The organism is Citricoccus parietis, from assembly GCF_042433045.1.
In the GTDB taxonomy this organism is placed as follows: domain Bacteria; phylum Actinomycetota; class Actinomycetes; order Actinomycetales; family Micrococcaceae; genus Citricoccus; species Citricoccus parietis.
Genome location: NZ_JBHLWH010000021.1, coordinates 53052 through 70049, shown reverse-complemented (window position 1 = coordinate 70049; position 16998 = coordinate 53052). Strand labels below are relative to the sequence as shown.

The following is a 16998-nucleotide window of genomic DNA, read 5'->3' as shown; positions in this document are numbered from 1 at the left end:
GGGTTTCGTGTGAGCCGTGGAACCTCAGCCGTGGAAGAAGTGCCGCGCACCGGTGAAGTACATGGTGACGCCGGCAGCCTCGGCCGCGGCGATGACGTCCTCGTCTCGGACGGAGCCACCCGGCTGCACGACGGCGCGCACGCCGGCGTCGATGAGGATCTGCAGGCCGTCGGCGAACGGGAAGAAGGCGTCAGAGGCCGCGACGGCCCCGTGGGCCCGCTCCGGCGCACCGGTGCCGCTCACGTTCTCCGCGCCACCCGCCGTCGTGATCTCGGCGGTGATCTCCTGGGCGCCCGTGGAGGCGGCCCCCAGGGTGTTGGCCCGCTCCACGGCCAGGCGGCACGAGTCCAGGCGGTTGACCTGGCCCATGCCGATGCCGACCGTCGCTCCGCCGCTGGCCAGCAGCACGGCGTTGGACTTGGGCGCGCGCACGGCCCGCCACGCGAAGGCGAGGTCGGCCAGGGTCTCCGGGTCGGCGGCCGGGCCGGCTGCCAGGGTCCAGGTCTCGGGGTCGTCACCGGCGGCGTCCACCGCATCCCGGGCCTGCAGCAGCATGCCGCCCGAGACCTGCTTGTACTCGATGCTCTCCCGTCCGGTGGCCTGGGCGAAGCCCTCCGGCAGGCGCAGCAGACGGATGTTCTTCTTGGCCGAGAGGATCTCGAGGGCCTCGGCGGAGAAGGACGGCGCGATGACGACCTCCGTGAAGATGCCCTGGACGGTGTTCGCCATGCCGGCGGTGACCTCCCGGTTGGCGGCGATCACGCCACCGAAGGCGGAGACCGGGTCGCACTCGTGGGCCTTGCGGTGGGCCTCGGCGATCGCATCCTCCCCGGACTCGGCGGCGACGCCGACGCCGCAGGGATTGGCGTGCTTGACGATGGCCACGGCCGGCTGGTCGAAGTCGTAGGCCGCACGCAGGGCGGCGTCAGCGTCCGCATAGTTGTTGTAACTCATGGCCTTGCCGTGCAGGAGTTCCGCCTGTGCGATGCCCGGGGCGGCCCCGTCCTCCACGTAGAGGGCCGCCTTCTGGTGCGGGTTCTCCCCGTATCGCAGCGTCTCGGCGCGCTGCAGGGTCACCCCGGCGTAGGGCGGGAAGAGGCTGGCCTCAGCGGTGTCTTCGTCGGTCTCGAACTGGGCCGCCGTCCAGGCCGCCACCGCATTGTCATACGCCGCGGTGTGGGCGAAGGCCAGGGCCGCGAGCCGGCGTCGTGCCGGGAGGTCGAAGCCGCCCTGCTGGGCGGCGGAGACCACGTCGCCGTACTTCGCCGGGTCCACGACGACGGCCACGGACGGGTGGTTCTTGGCCGCGGCCCGGACCATGGAGGGGCCGCCGATGTCGATCTGCTCGACGACCTCGTCCTGGCCGGCACCGGAGCGGACCGTGTCCACGAACGGGTAGAGGTTCACCACCACCAGGTCAAAGGGCTGGATGTCCATCTGTTCGAGCTGGGCAACGTGGTCCTCGCGGCGGCGGTCGGCGAGGATGCCGGCGTGGACCATCGGGTGCAGGGTCTTGACGCGGCCGTCCAGGCACTCCTGGAAACCGGTCACCTCGGAGACCTCGGTGACGGGCACGCCGGCGCCCGCGATCCGCTGGGCCGTGGAGCCCGTGGAGACGATCTGCACGCCGGCGGCGTGCAGCCCGGCGGCCAGCTCCTCCAGACCGGTCTTGTCGTAGACGGAAATCAAGGCCCGCTTGAGCGGGACGCGGTCGAGCTGGATGGTCACGTCGGGAACTCCTGGGATCAGGTCGGGGCGGGGACGACGCCGGCCGGGCGCGTTGATCGTGCGGCCCGACGCCGGAACCAGTGTAGGCCGGTGGAGCGGCCCCGCGGTGGGGATGAACCGGAGGGGTACCGAGGCACCCCCAGCGCCTCAGCGGTGGTCGCTCAACCCGTAGAACCAGGTGATGTGGTGGCGTAGCGCCTCGGCTGCGTCTTCTCCGCGCCGCTCCTGAACCGCCCGCAGAACCCCGCGGTGCTGTTCCTGGAGGGTACAGCTGACCTCCGGCCAGCGCTCGAGCCCGGACACGGTCTCCTGGACGTAGCCGATGGTGGCTTCGCGCAGGGACGCCATCATGGTCTCCACCACCACATTGCCGGCCAGGGAGGTCAACAGGATGTGAAACTGGGCATCGCTGGCGTGGAACCTGTCAGCCGGCAACCCAGGAGCGTCCATCTCATCCAGCAACCGGTCGGCCTCCTCCAGGATCCGCCGCCGTTCCGGGGAGTCCGGCCGCTTCTCCGATTCCAGGGCTGCTTGGGTCTCCAGCAACAACCGCGCCTGAACGATGTCCCCGATCGGCAGGGCCTGCGTGGCGATGTGCATCCGCAACGCCCACGCGAGCGCCGTCGAGGGTTCGGAGATCACCACGGCCCCGGCCGATGGGCCGGACCCGGTGGTCGATCGGACCAGGCCCATGGCGTCAAGCACCCGGATCGCCTCTCGGACCGAGGCCCGGGAGATCTCGAACTGCTCGGCCAGGTGGCGCTCCCCGGGGAGTTTCTCGCCGACGCTGATCACGCCCGTGCGCAGCTGGTCTTCAAGCCAGGCAAGGATCGCCGTATAGGCGCGGGGTGCAGGCACGGCGTTCTTCTCCTGGGGTGACGGGACTGCTGACCAGTCTAAGAGGACTCAGGCCGCGGGCAGCATCCCCGCCAGCACATTGGACTGCAGGAAGACGATGGTGCACAGCAGCAGCAGGAGACCGACCGACCACCAGATCACCGACTTGAAGATGGCCGATTCCTTGCCCTCCATGCTCACCGCTGTGGCCGCGATGGCCAGCGACTGCGGGGAGATCATCTTGCCGACCACGCCACCGGAGGTGTTGGCCGCTGTCATCAGGTGGGGGTCCAAGCCTGCTTCGATGGCAGCGGTCTTCTGCAGGTTGGCGAACAACGCATTGGCAGAGGTGTCTGAACCGGTTACAGCTGTGCCCATCCACCCCAGGACCGGAGAGAAGAAGGCGAACGCCGCACCGAGACCGGCGACCCAGGTTCCCATGGCGATCGTCTGGCCGGAGAAGTTCATGACGTAGGCCAGGGACAGCACGGTCATGATGGTCAGGGCTGCGAACCGCATCTTCCAGAACGTCCGGCCGATCTCCATCACGGCGTTCCCCCAGGACAGCCGGAACCTGCCCTGGGCGTCGAAGACCGTATAGACCACGGCGACGATCAGACCGGCGATCAGCAGCAGCGTCCCCGGGCTGGAGAGCCACTGGAAGTTGTAGACGGTGTTGGTGAGGGGCTCGCCCTCCGGGTTGAGCAGGCGGCCGTCCAGCCCGGGCCACGGGATCGCGACGTCCGTGTCCCCCAGAGCGGCCGGGATGTCCACCCCGGCCTTCCACAATTTGGCGATGCCGAAGACCACGACCACCAGGATGTAGGGCATGACCGCCATCCACACGCGTACCGGGGCCAGATTCCCCGTTGCGGCGGGCTTCTCCACGCCCATGCGTTCGCGCACGGCATCGGCTCCCTTCGGCTTCCAGAATCGCAAGAGGACGACGGCGGCAGCCATTCCGGCCAGCGCGGCGACAACGTCCGTCAGTTCATAGGAGAAATGTGTGGCACTCCACCATTGGGCCAGGGCGAACGTGCCACCGATGGCCAGGGCAGCGGGCCAGGCCTCCCGCAGGCCACGGAATCCGTCGATGATGACAAGCAGGAAGAACGGGACCAGGAGGGCCAGGAACGGGGCCTGGTGTCCGACGACGGCTCCGATGTCGGCCGGGTCGAGATTCGTCAGCACTCCCGCCGTGGTGATCGGGATGCCGATGGCACCGAAGGCCACAGGCGCGGTGTTCGCGATGAGCACCACGGTGGCGGTCTTCAGGGGCTTCAGGCCGAGGGCCAGGATCATCGTGGCCGTGATGGCCACGGGCGCTCCGAAGCCGGCCAACGCCTCCAGCAGGCCACCGAAGCAGAACGCGATGAGGATGGTCTGGATGCGCAGGTCACCACCGCCGATCGTGTCGAAAATGGCGCGCATGTCCTCGAACCGTCCGCTGAGGACGGTCACCTGGTAGAACCACAGCGCCAGGACCACGATCCACACAATGGGGAACAGGCCGAAGACTGCGCCCTGGGTGGCAGACAGCAGAGTGAGGTCCCATGGCATGCCGAAACCGATGACGGCGATGACGATGGCCACGACCAGCGCGGCGGCACCGGAGACATGCGCCCGGGCCTTGGCCCCGAGCAGCATGACGAAGAAGGTGATGAGGGGCAGGGTGGCGACGAGTGCCGAGAGCGCCACGCTGCCTCCGATGGCATCGGTGGTCGCGGTGAAGGTGTCCACGCGTGTCTCCTGGAGTGGGTGGGTGCGGGAAGACCCGCGACTATGTGGTCTGACCACTGTGGTCAGGCCACAGAGGTTATATGTTCCGCGTCACAGTCGTCAATCCCTTCGAACGCGCTTCCGGTCGCGCCCCCTGCGCGCCCCACCACCCCGTTGTGTGACCCGCATCATGGTGTTAGTGTGGTCTGACCACAGGCTTCAAGTCATGCCTGCACACTCCCCTGTTCTCGGAGGTCCCATGAGAATCGCCCTGTTCGCCACCTGCATCGTGGATGCCCTGTATCCCAAGGTCGCCCTGGCCACCGTCCGCATCCTCGAACGGCTCGGCCACGAGGTGGTGTTCCCCTCCGGTCAGGGATGCTGTTCGCAGATGCACGTCAACAGCGGGTACCTGGACGACGCACTGCCGGTGGTCCGCAACCACGTCCGGGCCTTCACCGCCGCCGACTATGACGTCGCGGTGGCCCCGTCGGGTTCCTGCGTGGCGTCGCTGGGGCATCAGCAGCCGATGGTCGCCCGGGCCGGTGGGGACGAGGGCCTGGCACGATTGGCCGAGTCCGTGGCCGGCAACACCTATGAGCTGTCCCAGCTGCTGGTGGACGTGCTCGGGGTGACCGACGCCGCCGGACAGCTGGGCTCCTGGTTTCCCCACACCGTCACCTACCATCCGTCCTGCCATGGGATGCGGTTGCTGCGGCTGGACGACCGGCAGAAGGACCTTGTCCGATCCGTGGGAGGCCTGGAATACGTGGAGCTGCCGGACGCTGATGAATGCTGCGGCTTTGGCGGCACCTTCTCGTTCAAGAACCCGGACGTCTCCGCCGCGATGGCCGAGGAGAAGATCGACAACATCGTGTCCACCGGCGCCGAACTGTGCACAGGCGGCGATGCCTCCTGCCTGCTGCACCTGGGCGGGGCGATGTCACGGCGCGGCACCGAGGCGGCCACCGTGCACTTCGCCGAGATCCTGGCCTCCACGCAGCAGAACCCGTTGGAGATCTCCGGACCGGTGGAGTTGTCCATCCCGAGCCCCTCGAGCCGGAGACGCTTCCCCCCGTCACGGCCCTCCACTCCCTCCACTCCGTCCACCGCCGCGTCCACCACCGCACCCACCGCCGATCGAGGAGTCCTCTGATGAGCCGAACCGCCCTGGGGATGCCCACCGTCCGCCCTGTCCACGGACAGGGCAACCTGCACGCCGACGTCGATTTCCCCACCGCTGCCAAGGAGGAAATGGCCAACACCCAGATGCGGGCGAACATCCGCCATGCCACGCACACGATCCGCGGAAAGCGGTCACGGGTGGTCGAGGAACTTCCGGACTGGCAGGAGCTGCGCACCGCCGGGTCCGCCCTCAAAGAGCAGGTCATGGCCGACCTGCCGGAGTTGCTGGAGCAGTTCGAGAAGAATTTCACCGCGCGCGGCGGCACCGTGCACTGGGCACGCGACGCCGCCGAGGCGAACCGGATCATCACGGAACTGATCGAGGCCACCGGCACCACGGACGTCATCAAGGTCAAGTCGATGGCCACGGCGGAGATCGACCTCGAGCGCCATCTCGCGGAGCACGGCATCACCGCCACCGAAACCGACCTGGCTGAGCTGATCGTGCAGTTGGGACACGACCGGTCCTCGCACATCCTGGTCCCCGCGATCCACAAGAACCGCCATGAGATCCGGGACATCTTCCTGAGGGAGATGCCGGAGACCGACGACAGCCTGACGTCCGAGCCGCGCGATCTGGCCGAGGCCGCCCGGGCTCATCTGCGGGAGAAGTTCCTGACGACTCGCGTGGCGGTATCCGGAGCGAACTTCGGGGTGGCCGAGACCGGGACGCTGACCGTGGTCGAGTCCGAGGGCAACGGGCGGATGTGCCTGACCCTGCCGGACACCCTCATCACCGTCATGGGGATCGAGAAACTGGTCCCCACCTTTCAGGACCTGGAGGTCTACCTGCAGTTGCTGCCCCGCTCGTCCACGGGCGAGCGGATGAACCCCTACACCTCGATGTGGACGGGAGTCACACCGGGAGACGGCCCGCAAGACGTGCACGTGGTCCTGCTGGACAACGGTCGCTCGGCCGTCCTGGCCGACCCCGCGGGCCGGTCGGCGTTGCACTGCATCCGCTGTTCAGCCTGCCTGAATGTCTGCCCGGTCTACGAGCAGGCGGGCGGCCACGCCTACGGTTCCACGTACCCGGGGCCGATCGGCGCGATCCTCTCCCCGCAGATGACCGGGATCACCGCCGCGGAGAACTCCTCCCTCCCGTACGCGTCCTCCCTGTGCGGGGCCTGCTATGACGTCTGCCCGGTGAAGATCAACATCCCGGAGATCCTGGTGCACCTGCGTGACGAGGACGTCCGCACCCGGCATGGGGAACGGCCCACGACAGAGGCGCAGCCCGCGAAGGAGGCCTCCACTGTGGCCCCGGAGCCCCCCGCACAGAAGTCGTCCACCGGCCTCGCCGGACGGCTCTTCCGGCGACTGCCGCGGATGCCCTCCGAGATGGACGTGATGATGAAGGGCGCCTCCACCGTGATGTCCTCCGGCCGTCGCATGGCGCTGGCCGAGAAGGCCCTCCCTCTGGGCCGCGCCGTGGCGGGCCGGGACCGGGCCATCAGCTGGCTGCCGGGGATGGCCGGCGGCTGGACCGACGAACGGGACATCCCGTCCCCGCCCCGGGAGTCCTTCCGCAACTGGTGGGCCGACCACGCCGCGGAAACCGAGGAGCGGGTCAACCAGGACGGCGGCTTGCGCGACATCCCAGAGCCCGACCGGGCGGACCACACCGACGAGGAGGACAGCCCATGAGCACCGAGGCGAAATCAGAGGTTCTGGCCCGGATCCGTGGGGCCCTCCAGGACTCCCCGGAGGCACCGCAGGTCCGGAGGGTCTACCGCCGGACCTCGGGACGGCCGGCCGCCGAGATCCGGGAGATGTTCGAGGACCGGCTGGTCGACTACAAGGCCACCGTCCACCACGAGAACACCACGACACTGCCCGAACGGATCGCGGAACTGCTGGGGCCCTCGGCCCGTTATGTGGTTCCTGAGGGGTTGGACCGGAGTTGGCTCCCCGGAGACACCGCCGGGCGCCGGGTGCTGGTGGAGTCCCGGACTGAACGTGCTGGGACAGTCCTGAGCGTCCGGGACCTCAACGAGGTGGATGCTGTGGTCACGTCGTCCACCGTGTCCTGCGCGGAGACGGGGACCATCTTCCTCAGCGGGCGCCCCGAGGAGGGGCGCCGGGCGATCAGTCTGGTCCCCGACCACCACATCTGCATCGTCCCGGCAGCATCGATCGTTGAGTTGATCCCGGAGGCGCTGGACCGGGTGGAACCCACCGCGCCGATCACCATGATCTCCGGCCCCTCGGCCACCTCGGACATCGAGCTCGAGCGCGTGGAGGGGGTCCACGGCCCCCGCCGGCTGGACGTCATCCTGCTCACCTGACCAACCGGGTCACCCAGAACCCTGGCGTGCCTGCGAAGCCGGTTCAATCAGGCCTTCGACGCGCCGTCTGCCGTGGCCTCAACGTCGTCCGCATGCCGGTGCGCCAGCTTCTCCACCAGGTGCTCGGCCGCGGTCTCGGTGCGGGCCTGCACGGCGAACTCGGCTGCGAAGAGCACCCCGTAGCCAAAGGTGTCCTCATCCTTCCGGGCCGCGACCTTTGAGGTGGCCAGCACGTGCTCCTGGAACATCACCGAGTCCCGGTGCTCACCGAGGGCCTCCTGGAGCTTCTTGGCAGTCTTCATCCGAGCCACGAGTTCGGTGCCGAGATCCAACCCGGTCGCGTCCTGGACCGCCTTGACGGCGTAGCGCAGCCGCTTGGCCTCCTTGCGCACCTCGTGCATGAGGTGGATGCGACGGGCCTGGTCCTGCTCACTGCCGACGGCGGCGGCGAGCGCCAGCACGGAGTCCACCTGCGCGGTGGCCAGGGGCACCATCGCGTCGGCCGCAGCAGTGTCCCCCTCGGGCAGCTCCGGATGCAAGGGCAGGGTGAGCGCGAAGGCATCGAGCCGGTCCAGGACCTCGAAGTACCAGCTGCTGCGCATGCGCTTGACCTGCTGGGCATGCGCAGCCTCGTAACGTTCAGCCTTCACGCCCCGCAACCGCTTGACGGTCTTGCCGGGGATCATCTCGGCGATCGTCCCCTGGGGGCCGCCGGGCAGCGCGGCGACCTTCTCCTGGACCTGATCCCGCACCACCTCGGCGTCACGGGCCACGGACAAGAGCTTGCCGAGCTTCTTGAGGTCCCGGATCACGGTTTCCGTGGCCTCCGCCTCCAGCAGCGGTGCGTAGGTCTGGAGCAGGGAACGCAGGGTGCGGCAGGCCACCCGGTACTGGTGCACGGAGTCCTCCACGTCGCGGCGGACCAGCGGATCCCAGCCCTTGAGGATCTTCAGCTGGGTGCGCACCGTGGCGGCCAGGACCGCACGGACCGCCGGGGCGCCGCCGTCGTGGTCCTCCGTGGTGCCGGTCCCGGCCAGCGGGGCGAGGGGATCCATCGGGTCCACGGCCTTGCCGACCACCTTCTCCACCTTGGATCCGACCCCGGAGGGCCGTGCCCCCGCCGGCTGGAGGACCTGCCCGACGGCGTCCAGGAAGGCATCCGTTCCGCCCGCCGAGGCGGCGACCAGGCCGGCGTCGACCACCTCGACCTCCCATTCACGCCAGTGCTGGACCCGGGATTCGGTGCGGAAGCCCACGGCCATGGCCGCCACCTGGTCGTCGCTGACCTCGGCCAGCCGGCGGCCCTGACCGTCCAGGAGGTCCACCACGGAGCGCAGGGTGTTCAGCCGGGCGATCGGCACCAGCTGCTTGCCGCGGACGTGGACCTGGACGAGGTCCAGGATGCGGGTGGGCACGGAGACCGTGATCGGGCCGGCAGAGATGTCCGCCGCGTCGTCCTTGCCGAGCGGGGAGTGCAGTTCGAGCCGGCGTTCGCCCTTGCCGATCTTCACGTGCCAGCCGGCATCCGTGCCGCCGGTGCGCCGCCGTAGGGTGACGTTGTTGGCGGAGAGGTCCCTCTCGGCCGTGTCGAAGTAGATGGCCTCGAGGGCCATGGGCGGTCGATACCGCACCTGGGCCACGCCGCCCACGCCGTTGAGACGGGGCAGGGAGGCCTGCCCGTCCACGTCATACTTCCGCTCGATCTCCACCTGCACTGTTTCACCCATGGGCCCATGATCTCAGAGACACGGTGGAACAATGGCCGGGTGAGTCCAGAGACCAGACCAGATGCCCGCACCGACCGGCCCTCGGCGCTGCCCACGGGCGAGGAGATCGTCCAGAACCTGCCCTGGCGGTGGAACACCCAGGGGCGGGTCTTCCTCATCGGCGGCCTCGGCTTCATGTTCGATGCCTGGGACGTCTCGCTCAACGGCGTGCTCATCCCGCTGCTACGCGAGGAATGGGGGCTGACCGCCGGGCAGGCCGCCTGGATCGGGACCGCCAACCTCATCGGCATGGCCCTGGGCGCCTTCGTCTGGGGCACGGTGGCGGACAGGATCGGCCGCAAGAAGGCCTTCACCGCCACCCTGCTGATGTTCTCGATCTTCACCCTGGCGGGCGCCCTGACCGGGGACATCGGCTGGTTCGTGCTGTTCCGCTTCCTGGCCGGATTCGGGCTCGGCGGCTGCATCCCGGTGGACTACGCCCTGGTGGGCGAGTTCACCCCGCGGAAGCAGCGGGGCACCGTGCTCACCGCCATGGACGGCTGGTGGCCCATCGGGGCCGCCGCCTGCGGTTTTCTCTCCGCCTGGATGGTGGCCCAGTGGGGCGACTGGCGGCTGCCGATGCTGGCGATGGTCCTGCCCGCCCTCTTGGTGTTCTTCGTGCGCCTGCATGTCCCGGAGTCCCCGTTGTTCCTGATCCAGCAGGGCCGGGAGAAGGAGGCGCGCGCCGTGATCGACGGGATGGTGCGCCGCACCGGGGCCGAGGAACGGGCGTATGTGATGCCGGCCGTCCCGGAGCCGAGGCGGCTGACCTTCGCCTCGATGGGCCAGCAGCTGGCCGAGCTGTGGAGGTACTCGTGGCGCATCACCACAGTCGCGTGGGCCCTGTTCTTCACCCTCATGCTCGTCTACTACATCGCTCTGCAGTGGCTGCCGACGTTCCTGATCGAGGCCGGGTACGAGCAGTCCCGCGCCTTCATCATGACCGGTGCCATGGCCGCCGTCGGGCTCTTGGGCGTGGTGGTGGCCGCCTGGCTCGTGGAGAAGACCGGGCGCAAGTGGCTGCTGGCGCTCACGGCCGTGGTGTCCTCGTTCCTGCTGGTCGTGCTGGCCGCGCTGTTGGATGTCCCGACGGCGGTGCTCCCCCTGGTGCTCGCGTTCGGCTTCGTGGTGCAGGTGGCCATCCCGGTGCTCTACACCTACGTGTCCGAGATGTATCCGACCGAGCTACGGGGATCAGGCTTCGGCTGGGCCTCGGCCGTCTCCCGCATCGCCGCCGGGGTGGGGCCGCTGGTGTTCGTGGCCTACCTGGTGCCGGCCGTGGGCCTGGCCTGGTCCTTCGTCGTCACGGGCGTGCTGGTGCTGGCGGCCTGCGTGCTGATGATGGTCCTGGCCCCGGAGACCAAGGGCCGGGAGCTGGAGGTGACGGAGGCGTGAGACGGTCCCGGCGGACCCGGACCCAGTGGGGCACGTACAGCGGCTCGCTGATGTTGTACCGGCAGGTCACGGCTCCCAGCGCCCACGACCCCGTCAAACTGTCCGGGTTCATGATCGGCGTGTCCATCGCGGTCGCGGCACTGGGGGTGCTGATCCTCGTCATGTCTGGCTCGATGATGCTCCAGGGCGAATTCTCCGCTTCGGGAACCGGGCGGTCCGGGTGGATCACGCCGCCGATCGCGTTCCTGCTGGGGTTGGGGCTGGCCCTGTCCCCCATCGGCATCGTCTGGCAGGAACGCCACTTCGGGCGGGCCCGTGACCGCAGCGAGGAGACCTGGGGGTCGGTCCTGTCCCTGGCGCCGGACCACGTGTTCTTCCACGAAGGTCCCGCGGAGGGCTTCTACCCGTGGCGACAGGTGACTCCGGAGCTCTGGGCGTCGGAGCCGCGGGAGGTCGCGGCCGTCGTCGGGCACTATCTGGAGCATCCCGAGGACCGCCCGGAGCTAGGTACCGGCCCCTCCGTGGAGCGTGCCCTGTCCCTCTCCTGAACTCCTGAGCGCTCCCGAATGTGGAGCGGATGCTGACGTCCTGACAGGCTTCAGGCGGAGCACTGAGGAGCCCGGTTCGTCTCGCTTCAGGCGCGGGAGACGTAGTCCTGCGGGGTCCGCCCGGCTGCCAGCTCGCCGAGGACCGTGAGCAGCAGCTGGCGCTCCTGGACCTTGATGCGCTCGTGCAAGGCCTCTTCGGTGTCCGTGTCGAGGACCGGCACGGCGGCCTGGGCCAGGATCGGTCCGGTGTCCACGCCGGCGTCGGCGATGTGCACGGTGCAGCCGGTGACCTTGACGCCGTAGCGCAACGCGTCCCGCACGCCGTGGGCGCCGGGGAAAGCCGGCAGCAGGGCTGGGTGCGTGTTGAGATACCGGCCCTCGAACGCGGTGGTGAACTCCTCCCCCGCGATCCGCATGAAGCCGCTGGACAGGACGTAGTCCGGCGCATAGGACGCGGTGGTGACAGTCAAGGCGTGATTCCAGTCGGCCCGGTCGCCGAACTCCGAGAAGTCCACCACGAAGGTCTCGATGCCCGCCGCCGCGGCGCGGGCGAGGGCTCCGGCGCCGGGATGATCCGCGCCCACCGCGGCGATCTCCACGTCCAGGGTGCCCGCCACCACGGCGTCGATCACCGTCTGGAGGTTGGATCCGGAACCGGAGGCAAGAGCCACAATGCGCATGGAATCCATCCTAGGGCGGCACGGGCGGCCCAGGTCCCAGTAGGGTTGGCGCATGATCTCCTACGGATCCGTCACCAAACGCTTCCGTGACGGCACAGTGGCCGTCGACGATTTCAGCCTCTCCGTTCCACGGGGCTCGCTGACCGTCCTGGCCGGCTCCTCGGGCTGCGGCAAGACGACGCTGATGCGGATGGTCAACCGGATGGTCGATCCCAGTGAGGGACGGGTCGCCGTGGACGGGCAGGACGTGGCCGGCCAGGACCCGGTGGCCCTGCGCCGGCGGATCGGCTACGTCATGCAGAACTCCGGGCTGCTCCCCCACCGCACGGTGGGCCAGAACATCGCCACCGTGCCCCGCCTGACCGGCATGGACCGCTCCGCCGCCCGGAGGAAGGCGGCCGACATGATGGACCTCGTCGGGCTGGCCCCGGAACTCGCGAATCGCTACCCCGCCCAGCTCTCCGGTGGGCAGCAACAACGCGTGGGCGTGGCCCGTGGGCTGGCCGCCGACCCGGAGATCCTGCTCATGGACGAACCCTTCGGGGCGGTGGACCCACTGGTGCGTGCTGAACTTCAGCGCCAACTGGTGGACCTGCACCATCAGCTCGGCACCACCATCCTCTTCGTCACCCATGACATGGATGAGGCCCTGACCCTCGGCGACCACATCGTGCTGTTGCAGGCCGGCGCCCGGATCGCCCAACAGGGTACCCCCAAGGACTTCGTGTCCGCCCCCGCCAGTGATTTCGTCCGGGACTTCCTGGGCCTGGACCGCGGCCAGCGCACCCTGCGCCGCGAGACCGCCGCGGACGGCTCGGTCCTGCTGGTGGACCCGCACGGCCGGCCCGCCGGGGTGCTCTCCGAGTGAGCTGGGTCCTGGACAACCTGCCGCTGATCCTCGACCGGTTGTGGGCCCACGTGGCCACCTCCCTGCCGGCGATCGTGCTGGCCCTGCTCATCTCCCTGCCCTTGGGATGGCTCGCCCACCGCTACCGGCCCCTCAACGGCCCCGTGCTCACCGGCGCCGGGCTGATGTACGCCCTGCCCTCCCTGCCCCTGTTCATCGTGCTGCCGGTGCTGATCGGCACGGGCGTACGGGACACGGTCAACGTGGTGGTGGCCCTGACGCTCTACGGGGTGGCCCTGATGGTGCGCAGTGTGGCCGACGGCCTGGACGGGATACCACCCGAGGCCCGCAGCGCGGCCACGGCTTTGGGCTACCGGCCCCTGCGGCGGTTCCTGGCGGTAGACCTGCCCCTGGCCGGGCCGGTGATCCTCTCGGGACTGCGCGTGGTGGCCGTCTCCACCGTGTCCCTGTGCACGGTGGGGGCCGTGCTCGGCATCCCCTCGCTCGGCATGCTCTTCACGGACGGCTTCCAACGCGGCATCCTCGCGCAGATCCTCACCGGAATCGTCCTCACCGTGGCCTTGGCGCTGGTCCTGGACCGCCTCCTCGTCCTGGCAGGCCGGCTGCTCATGCCCTGGGCCCGCACCCCGTCCCCCCGGGCCAACCGCCGGTCACACCCGGACGATCGAGCTGAACGGGCGGCGAATCCCTCATGAACCAGCTCTGGGATGCCCTCCTCTGGTGCCTGGACCCGACGAACTGGCGGGGTCCCTCCGGCCTCGGCGCCCGCTCGCTCGAACACCTCGGCTACACGGCGCTGGCCCTCGTCATCGCCTCCGTGATCGCCGTCCCCGTGGGCTGGTGGGTGGGACACACGGGCCGCGGCCGCGGAATCGCCGTGGCCGTCTCGGGTGCCGCACGCGCCCTGCCGACCCTCGGCGTCGTGACGCTGGTGGGACTGATGCTGGGCATCGGGCTCGCCGCCCCCATGACCGCTTTCGTGGTGCTCGCTGTGCCCTCGATCCTGGCTGCGGCCTATGCCGGCTTCGAGGCCGTGGACCGGCAGGTCGTCGACGCGGCCCGCGCCCAGGGCCTCACCGAGGCCCAGGTGCTGTGGCGGGTCGAGGTACCCCTGGGGCTGCCCCTGCTGATCGGCGGATTGCGCTCTGCTGCCCTGCAGGTCATCGCCACCGCCACCCTGGCCGCCTACGTGGGGGCCGGTGGATTGGGCCGCTACCTCTTCCTCGGGCTGAAGACGCAGGACTACGCGATGATGCTCGGCGGCTCCCTCATCGTCGTGCTGCTCGCGATCGTGCTGGATCTGCTGTTCGCCGCCGCCGGCCGGGCCGCCGTCCCCCGCGGGGTCCGGGTGGCGCGGCAGGGTCAGGCCCAGTAGGTTCATGTCCATGACTTCGCAGCCCCGCCGCTCGCCCTTCGCCCACCGGTCCCTGCTCGCCCTGGCCGCCGTCTCCGCCGTGGCGCTGACGGGTTGCGGCAGTTCGGACCCGCTCGGTGGCGGTGCCTCCGGCTCTGCCGGCGGGGAGAGCGGCGACGGCGGCGGTGCGGGTGACGCGATCGTCATCGGATCCCAGCAGTACTACTCGAACGAGATCATCTCCGAGCTCTATGCCCAGGCCCTCGAGGCCGAGGGATTCACCGTGGAACGCGAGTACCAGATCGGCCAGCGCGAGGTGTACCTGCCCGAACTCGAGTCGGGGGCGATCGACGTCATGCCCGAGTACTCCGGCAACCTGCTCCAGTACTACGACGCGGAGTCGACGGCCAGCACGCCCGAGGACATCCACGCGGCGCTGGCCGAGGTCCTGCCGGAGAACCTGCGCGCCCTCGAACCGGCCGAGGCCACGGACCAGGACTCGTACAACGTCACCCGCGAGTTCGCCGAGGAGCATTCGCTCACCACCCTCGCTGACCTGCAGAACGTGGACGAGCCGCTGACGGTGGCGGCGAACTCCGAGTTCGAGACCCGCCCCTATGGCCCGGAAGGACTCAAGGAGGTCTACGGGGTGGACGTCAGCCTGGTGCCGGTGGAGGACTCGGGCGGCCCGCTGACGGTCAAGGCCCTGGTGGACGGAGATGTCCAACTGGCCGACATCTACTCGGCCGACCCGTCGATCCAGACCCAGGACCTGGTGACCCTGGAGGATCCGGAGAACCTGGTCCTGCCGCAGAACGTCACGCCGATCGTGTCCGAGGCCGTGGACGAGGACGCGGCCGCCGTGATCGAGGAGGTCAACGCCCAGCTCTCCGCCGAGGAGCTCATCGACCTCAACCGCCAGTCCGTGGAGGACCAGGCCTCGAGCGCCGATCTGGCCACCGCCTGGCTGGCGGAGCAGGGGCTGGCCTGAACCCCAGTAGGGTGGGACGGTGAGCCAGACCGATCCCGCCAGCACTGACCCGGAACTGAAGAAGTACCGCTCCCTCCGGGATGCGCTGCTCTGGGTGGCCGGGATGCTGCTGCTCACCTACCTGTCGTCTGTGTTGACGTTGCCGTGGAAGGCCGTCTCCCTGGCCTTCGCCCTGGCAGGGCTCATCTGGGGTGTGGTGGCGCTCGTGCGCACCGCCCACGTGAAGTCCCCCTGGGTCCTGCGCTTCGCCACGGCGGCCGCGATGGCCGGCTGCGCCATGTTCGGATTCGTGGCCTCGGCGCAGATCATCTTCTGGGACGCCACCGAACAGTTCGAGGAGTGCACCTCCTCCGCGCTGACGGACCGCGCCCTGGAGAACTGCAGCAGCACCTACACGGAACAGCTGGGCGGGACGGCCCTGCCGGGCGCTGGGCCCTCCCTCCGAGGCCAGTAGAAACTAGCGGGCCACGGCTGAGACAAAGGCGCCGCGTCTGCGGACGTCCCGGCCCTGGCGACCGAGGGTTCGTCCAGCCCCTAGGACCGGGGCTCCGGGGCACAGCAGGAACAGGCTCCGTTGCCGCCGTCCGCGTCGCCGCCGTCGGTGGCAACTCCGGCCAGGACAGAGACTGGGGTACAGCAGGCGTCACCGCGCCACGCCTCCAGACCCTCCTTGAGCGCAAACCCGGCGATGACGAGGGCCGCCAGTGGATCTGCCCAGGTCCACCCGAACAGGCTGTTCAAGAGCAAGCCGGCCAGGAGGACCGCGGAGAGGTAGGAACAGATCAGCGTCTGCTTCGAGTCCGCCACGGCCGAGGCGGAGCCGAGCTCACGCCCTGTACGGCGCTCGAACCAGGACAGGGCCGGCATGATGGCCAGGCTGACGGCCGCCAGGACGATGCCCACCGGCGAATGGTCCGGCTCGACCACGCCCAGAAGCGAGCGGACGGCGTCGAAGGACACGAAGGCGGCGAGCCCGAAGAAGGAGACGGCGATCAGCCGCAGGGCCGTCTTCTCGCGGAGATGCGGGTCAGGGCCGGCGAACTGCCAGGCCACGGCAGCAGCGGAGAGGACCTCGACGATCGAGTCGAGTCCGAATCCGATGAGGGCCGAGGAGGAGGCCACGGTGCCCGCAGACAGCGCGATGACGGCCTCGATCACGTTGTAGGTGATGGTCACCGCCACGATCCAGCGGATGCGGCGCTGCAACACCGTCCTCCGCACGATCGACGGGGGTTCGGGCCGGTGCGTGGACAGTGACCCGGGCCAGGGTGCCGGCCGTGGTGCGGAGTTCCCACCCTCCGAGGTCATCGGCACGCGCACCCCTCCGGCGAGCAGCAGCTCGGATCGACCTGCACCACCAGCTCCAGCAGGTCTCCCAGGGCCGAGCCGATGCGGGGATCGGCGAGCCGGTACCAGGCGCTACGGCCCTGCGGAGTGGTCTCGACCAGCCCGCAGCCACGCAGGCAGGCCAGCTGATTGGACATGGACTGCCTGGACACCCCGAGTCGCTCAGCCAGATCCGACGGCCGCGCGGGATTCTCGCGCAGGGCCAGAAGGATGCGGGTGCGGGTCCCGTCCGAGAGGGCGTGCCCCAGTTGGGCCAACGCCGTGGCATGTGCACTGCTCACCACTGTCATGA

At 69.4% G+C, this 16998-nt stretch carries 17 protein-coding genes; 10 read left to right on the top strand and 7 right to left on the bottom strand.

Annotation, left to right across the window (positions count from 1 at the left end; genetic code table 11):
- Window positions 1–24: 24 nt before the first annotated feature.
- The 3 genes from purH to ACFFIO_RS07440 all read right to left on the bottom strand — a co-directional run bounded on the left by purH (window position 25) and on the right by ACFFIO_RS07440 (window position 4305).
- Window positions 25–1728: a bifunctional phosphoribosylaminoimidazolecarboxamide formyltransferase/IMP cyclohydrolase gene (purH, locus tag ACFFIO_RS07450; RefSeq protein ID WP_378040959.1), complete on the bottom strand. Its 1704-nt coding sequence runs from the start codon at window positions 1726–1728 to the stop codon at window positions 25–27.
- A 147-nt stretch (window positions 1729–1875) separates the two neighbouring features.
- Window positions 1876–2586 carry a FadR/GntR family transcriptional regulator gene (locus ACFFIO_RS07445; protein ID WP_378040958.1) on the bottom strand — a complete coding sequence of 237 codons (711 nt, stop codon included), beginning with the start codon at window positions 2584–2586 and terminating at the stop codon, window positions 1876–1878.
- A 48-nt stretch (window positions 2587–2634) separates the two neighbouring features.
- Window positions 2635–4305 carry an L-lactate permease gene (locus ACFFIO_RS07440; protein ID WP_378040957.1) on the bottom strand — a complete coding sequence of 557 codons (1671 nt, stop codon included), beginning with the start codon at window positions 4303–4305 and terminating at the stop codon, window positions 2635–2637.
- Between the two features lie 238 nt (window positions 4306–4543).
- On the opposite strand from ACFFIO_RS07440, the gene ACFFIO_RS07435 reads away from it, so the two are divergent.
- Genes ACFFIO_RS07435 through ACFFIO_RS07425 form a run of 3 tightly spaced genes read left to right on the top strand, consistent with a single transcriptional unit; the run spans window position 4544 to window position 7757 of the window.
- A complete protein-coding gene (locus tag ACFFIO_RS07435; protein WP_378040956.1) occupies window positions 4544–5440 on the top strand; it encodes a (Fe-S)-binding protein in 897 nt (298 codons plus the stop codon).
- Window positions 5440–7116: a lactate utilization protein B gene (locus ACFFIO_RS07430; protein WP_378040955.1), complete on the top strand. Its 1677-nt coding sequence runs from the start codon at window positions 5440–5442 to the stop codon at window positions 7114–7116. The genes ACFFIO_RS07435 and ACFFIO_RS07430 overlap by 1 nt, the downstream gene beginning before the upstream one ends.
- Window positions 7113–7757, top strand: a complete 645-nt coding sequence (locus ACFFIO_RS07425) for a LutC/YkgG family protein (RefSeq protein ID WP_378040954.1) — start codon at window positions 7113–7115, stop codon at window positions 7755–7757. The genes ACFFIO_RS07430 and ACFFIO_RS07425 overlap by 4 nt, the downstream gene beginning before the upstream one ends.
- 47 nt (window positions 7758–7804) lie before the next feature.
- Here ACFFIO_RS07425 and ACFFIO_RS07420 read toward each other — a convergent pair whose 3' ends face one another.
- Window positions 7805–9484: a CYTH and CHAD domain-containing protein gene (locus tag ACFFIO_RS07420; RefSeq protein ID WP_378040953.1), complete on the bottom strand. Its 1680-nt coding sequence runs from the start codon at window positions 9482–9484 to the stop codon at window positions 7805–7807.
- Window positions 9485–9523: 39 nt separating this feature from the next.
- On the opposite strand from ACFFIO_RS07420, the gene ACFFIO_RS07415 reads away from it, so the two are divergent.
- Together ACFFIO_RS07415 and ACFFIO_RS07410 are read left to right on the top strand one after the other, a co-directional pair.
- On the top strand, window positions 9524–10918 hold the full coding sequence (locus ACFFIO_RS07415) for an MFS transporter (protein ID WP_378040952.1): 1395 nt from the start codon (window positions 9524–9526) through the stop codon (window positions 10916–10918).
- Complete coding sequence (locus ACFFIO_RS07410; RefSeq protein WP_378040951.1) at window positions 10915–11466, top strand: hypothetical protein; 552 nt, start codon at window positions 10915–10917, stop codon at window positions 11464–11466. The genes ACFFIO_RS07415 and ACFFIO_RS07410 overlap by 4 nt, the downstream gene beginning before the upstream one ends.
- Before the next feature lie 86 nt (window positions 11467–11552).
- On the opposite strand, the gene purN is transcribed toward ACFFIO_RS07410, so the two are convergent.
- The gene (gene purN, locus ACFFIO_RS07405; protein WP_378040950.1) at window positions 11553–12146 is read right to left on the bottom strand and encodes a phosphoribosylglycinamide formyltransferase; all 594 of its coding nucleotides are present in this window, start codon (window positions 12144–12146) and stop codon (window positions 11553–11555) included.
- Between the two features lie 52 nt (window positions 12147–12198).
- Between purN and ACFFIO_RS07400 the strand changes: the two genes are divergently transcribed.
- Genes ACFFIO_RS07400 through ACFFIO_RS07380 form a run of 5 tightly spaced genes read left to right on the top strand, consistent with a single transcriptional unit; the run spans window position 12199 to window position 15813 of the window.
- Window positions 12199–13014, top strand: coding sequence for an ABC transporter ATP-binding protein (locus tag ACFFIO_RS07400; RefSeq protein WP_378040949.1), 816 nt, complete (start codon window positions 12199–12201; stop codon window positions 13012–13014).
- Window positions 13011–13709 carry an ABC transporter permease gene (locus ACFFIO_RS07395; RefSeq protein ID WP_378040948.1) on the top strand — a complete coding sequence of 233 codons (699 nt, stop codon included), beginning with the start codon at window positions 13011–13013 and terminating at the stop codon, window positions 13707–13709. Before ACFFIO_RS07400 ends, ACFFIO_RS07395 begins: the two co-directional genes overlap by 4 nt.
- A complete protein-coding gene (locus tag ACFFIO_RS07390; protein ID WP_378040947.1) occupies window positions 13706–14389 on the top strand; it encodes an ABC transporter permease in 684 nt (227 codons plus the stop codon). The genes ACFFIO_RS07395 and ACFFIO_RS07390 overlap by 4 nt, the downstream gene beginning before the upstream one ends.
- 4 nt (window positions 14390–14393) lie before the next feature.
- Window positions 14394–15359 carry an ABC transporter substrate-binding protein gene (locus ACFFIO_RS07385; protein WP_378040946.1) on the top strand — a complete coding sequence of 322 codons (966 nt, stop codon included), beginning with the start codon at window positions 14394–14396 and terminating at the stop codon, window positions 15357–15359.
- A gap of 19 nt (window positions 15360–15378) precedes the next feature.
- Entirely contained in the window at window positions 15379–15813 is a 435-nt protein-coding gene (locus tag ACFFIO_RS07380; RefSeq protein ID WP_378040945.1) for a hypothetical protein, read from the top strand.
- Between the two features lie 80 nt (window positions 15814–15893).
- Here ACFFIO_RS07380 and ACFFIO_RS07375 read toward each other — a convergent pair whose 3' ends face one another.
- Window positions 15894–16667 (bottom strand): cation diffusion facilitator family transporter, encoded by a 774-nt coding sequence (locus tag ACFFIO_RS07375; protein WP_378041082.1) that lies wholly within the window; start codon window positions 16665–16667, stop codon window positions 15894–15896.
- Window positions 16664–16996, bottom strand: a complete 333-nt coding sequence (locus tag ACFFIO_RS07370) for an ArsR/SmtB family transcription factor (protein ID WP_378040944.1) — start codon at window positions 16994–16996, stop codon at window positions 16664–16666. Before ACFFIO_RS07370 ends, ACFFIO_RS07375 begins: the two co-directional genes overlap by 4 nt.
- Between the last annotated feature and the right edge of the window lie 2 nt (window positions 16997–16998).

Coding starts and splice junctions, on each gene's coding strand:
- ACFFIO_RS07375 (WP_378041082.1), bottom strand. CDS start 16,667: ATGACCTCGGAGGGTGGGAACTCCGCACCACGGCCGGCACCCTGGCCC.
- ACFFIO_RS07390 (WP_378040947.1), top strand. CDS start 13,706: ATGAACCAGCTCTGGGATGCCCTCCTCTGGTGCCTGGACCCGACGAAC.
- ACFFIO_RS07400 (WP_378040949.1), top strand. CDS start 12,199: ATGATCTCCTACGGATCCGTCACCAAACGCTTCCGTGACGGCACAGTG.
- ACFFIO_RS07430 (WP_378040955.1), top strand. CDS start 5,440: ATGAGCCGAACCGCCCTGGGGATGCCCACCGTCCGCCCTGTCCACGGA.
- ACFFIO_RS07425 (WP_378040954.1), top strand. CDS start 7,113: ATGAGCACCGAGGCGAAATCAGAGGTTCTGGCCCGGATCCGTGGGGCC.
- purN (WP_378040950.1), bottom strand. CDS start 12,146: ATGCGCATTGTGGCTCTTGCCTCCGGTTCCGGATCCAACCTCCAGACG.
- ACFFIO_RS07385 (WP_378040946.1), top strand. CDS start 14,394: ATGTCCATGACTTCGCAGCCCCGCCGCTCGCCCTTCGCCCACCGGTCC.
- ACFFIO_RS07420 (WP_378040953.1), bottom strand. CDS start 9,484: ATGGGTGAAACAGTGCAGGTGGAGATCGAGCGGAAGTATGACGTGGAC.
- ACFFIO_RS07435 (WP_378040956.1), top strand. CDS start 4,544: ATGAGAATCGCCCTGTTCGCCACCTGCATCGTGGATGCCCTGTATCCC.
- ACFFIO_RS07370 (WP_378040944.1), bottom strand. CDS start 16,996: ATGACAGTGGTGAGCAGTGCACATGCCACGGCGTTGGCCCAACTGGGG.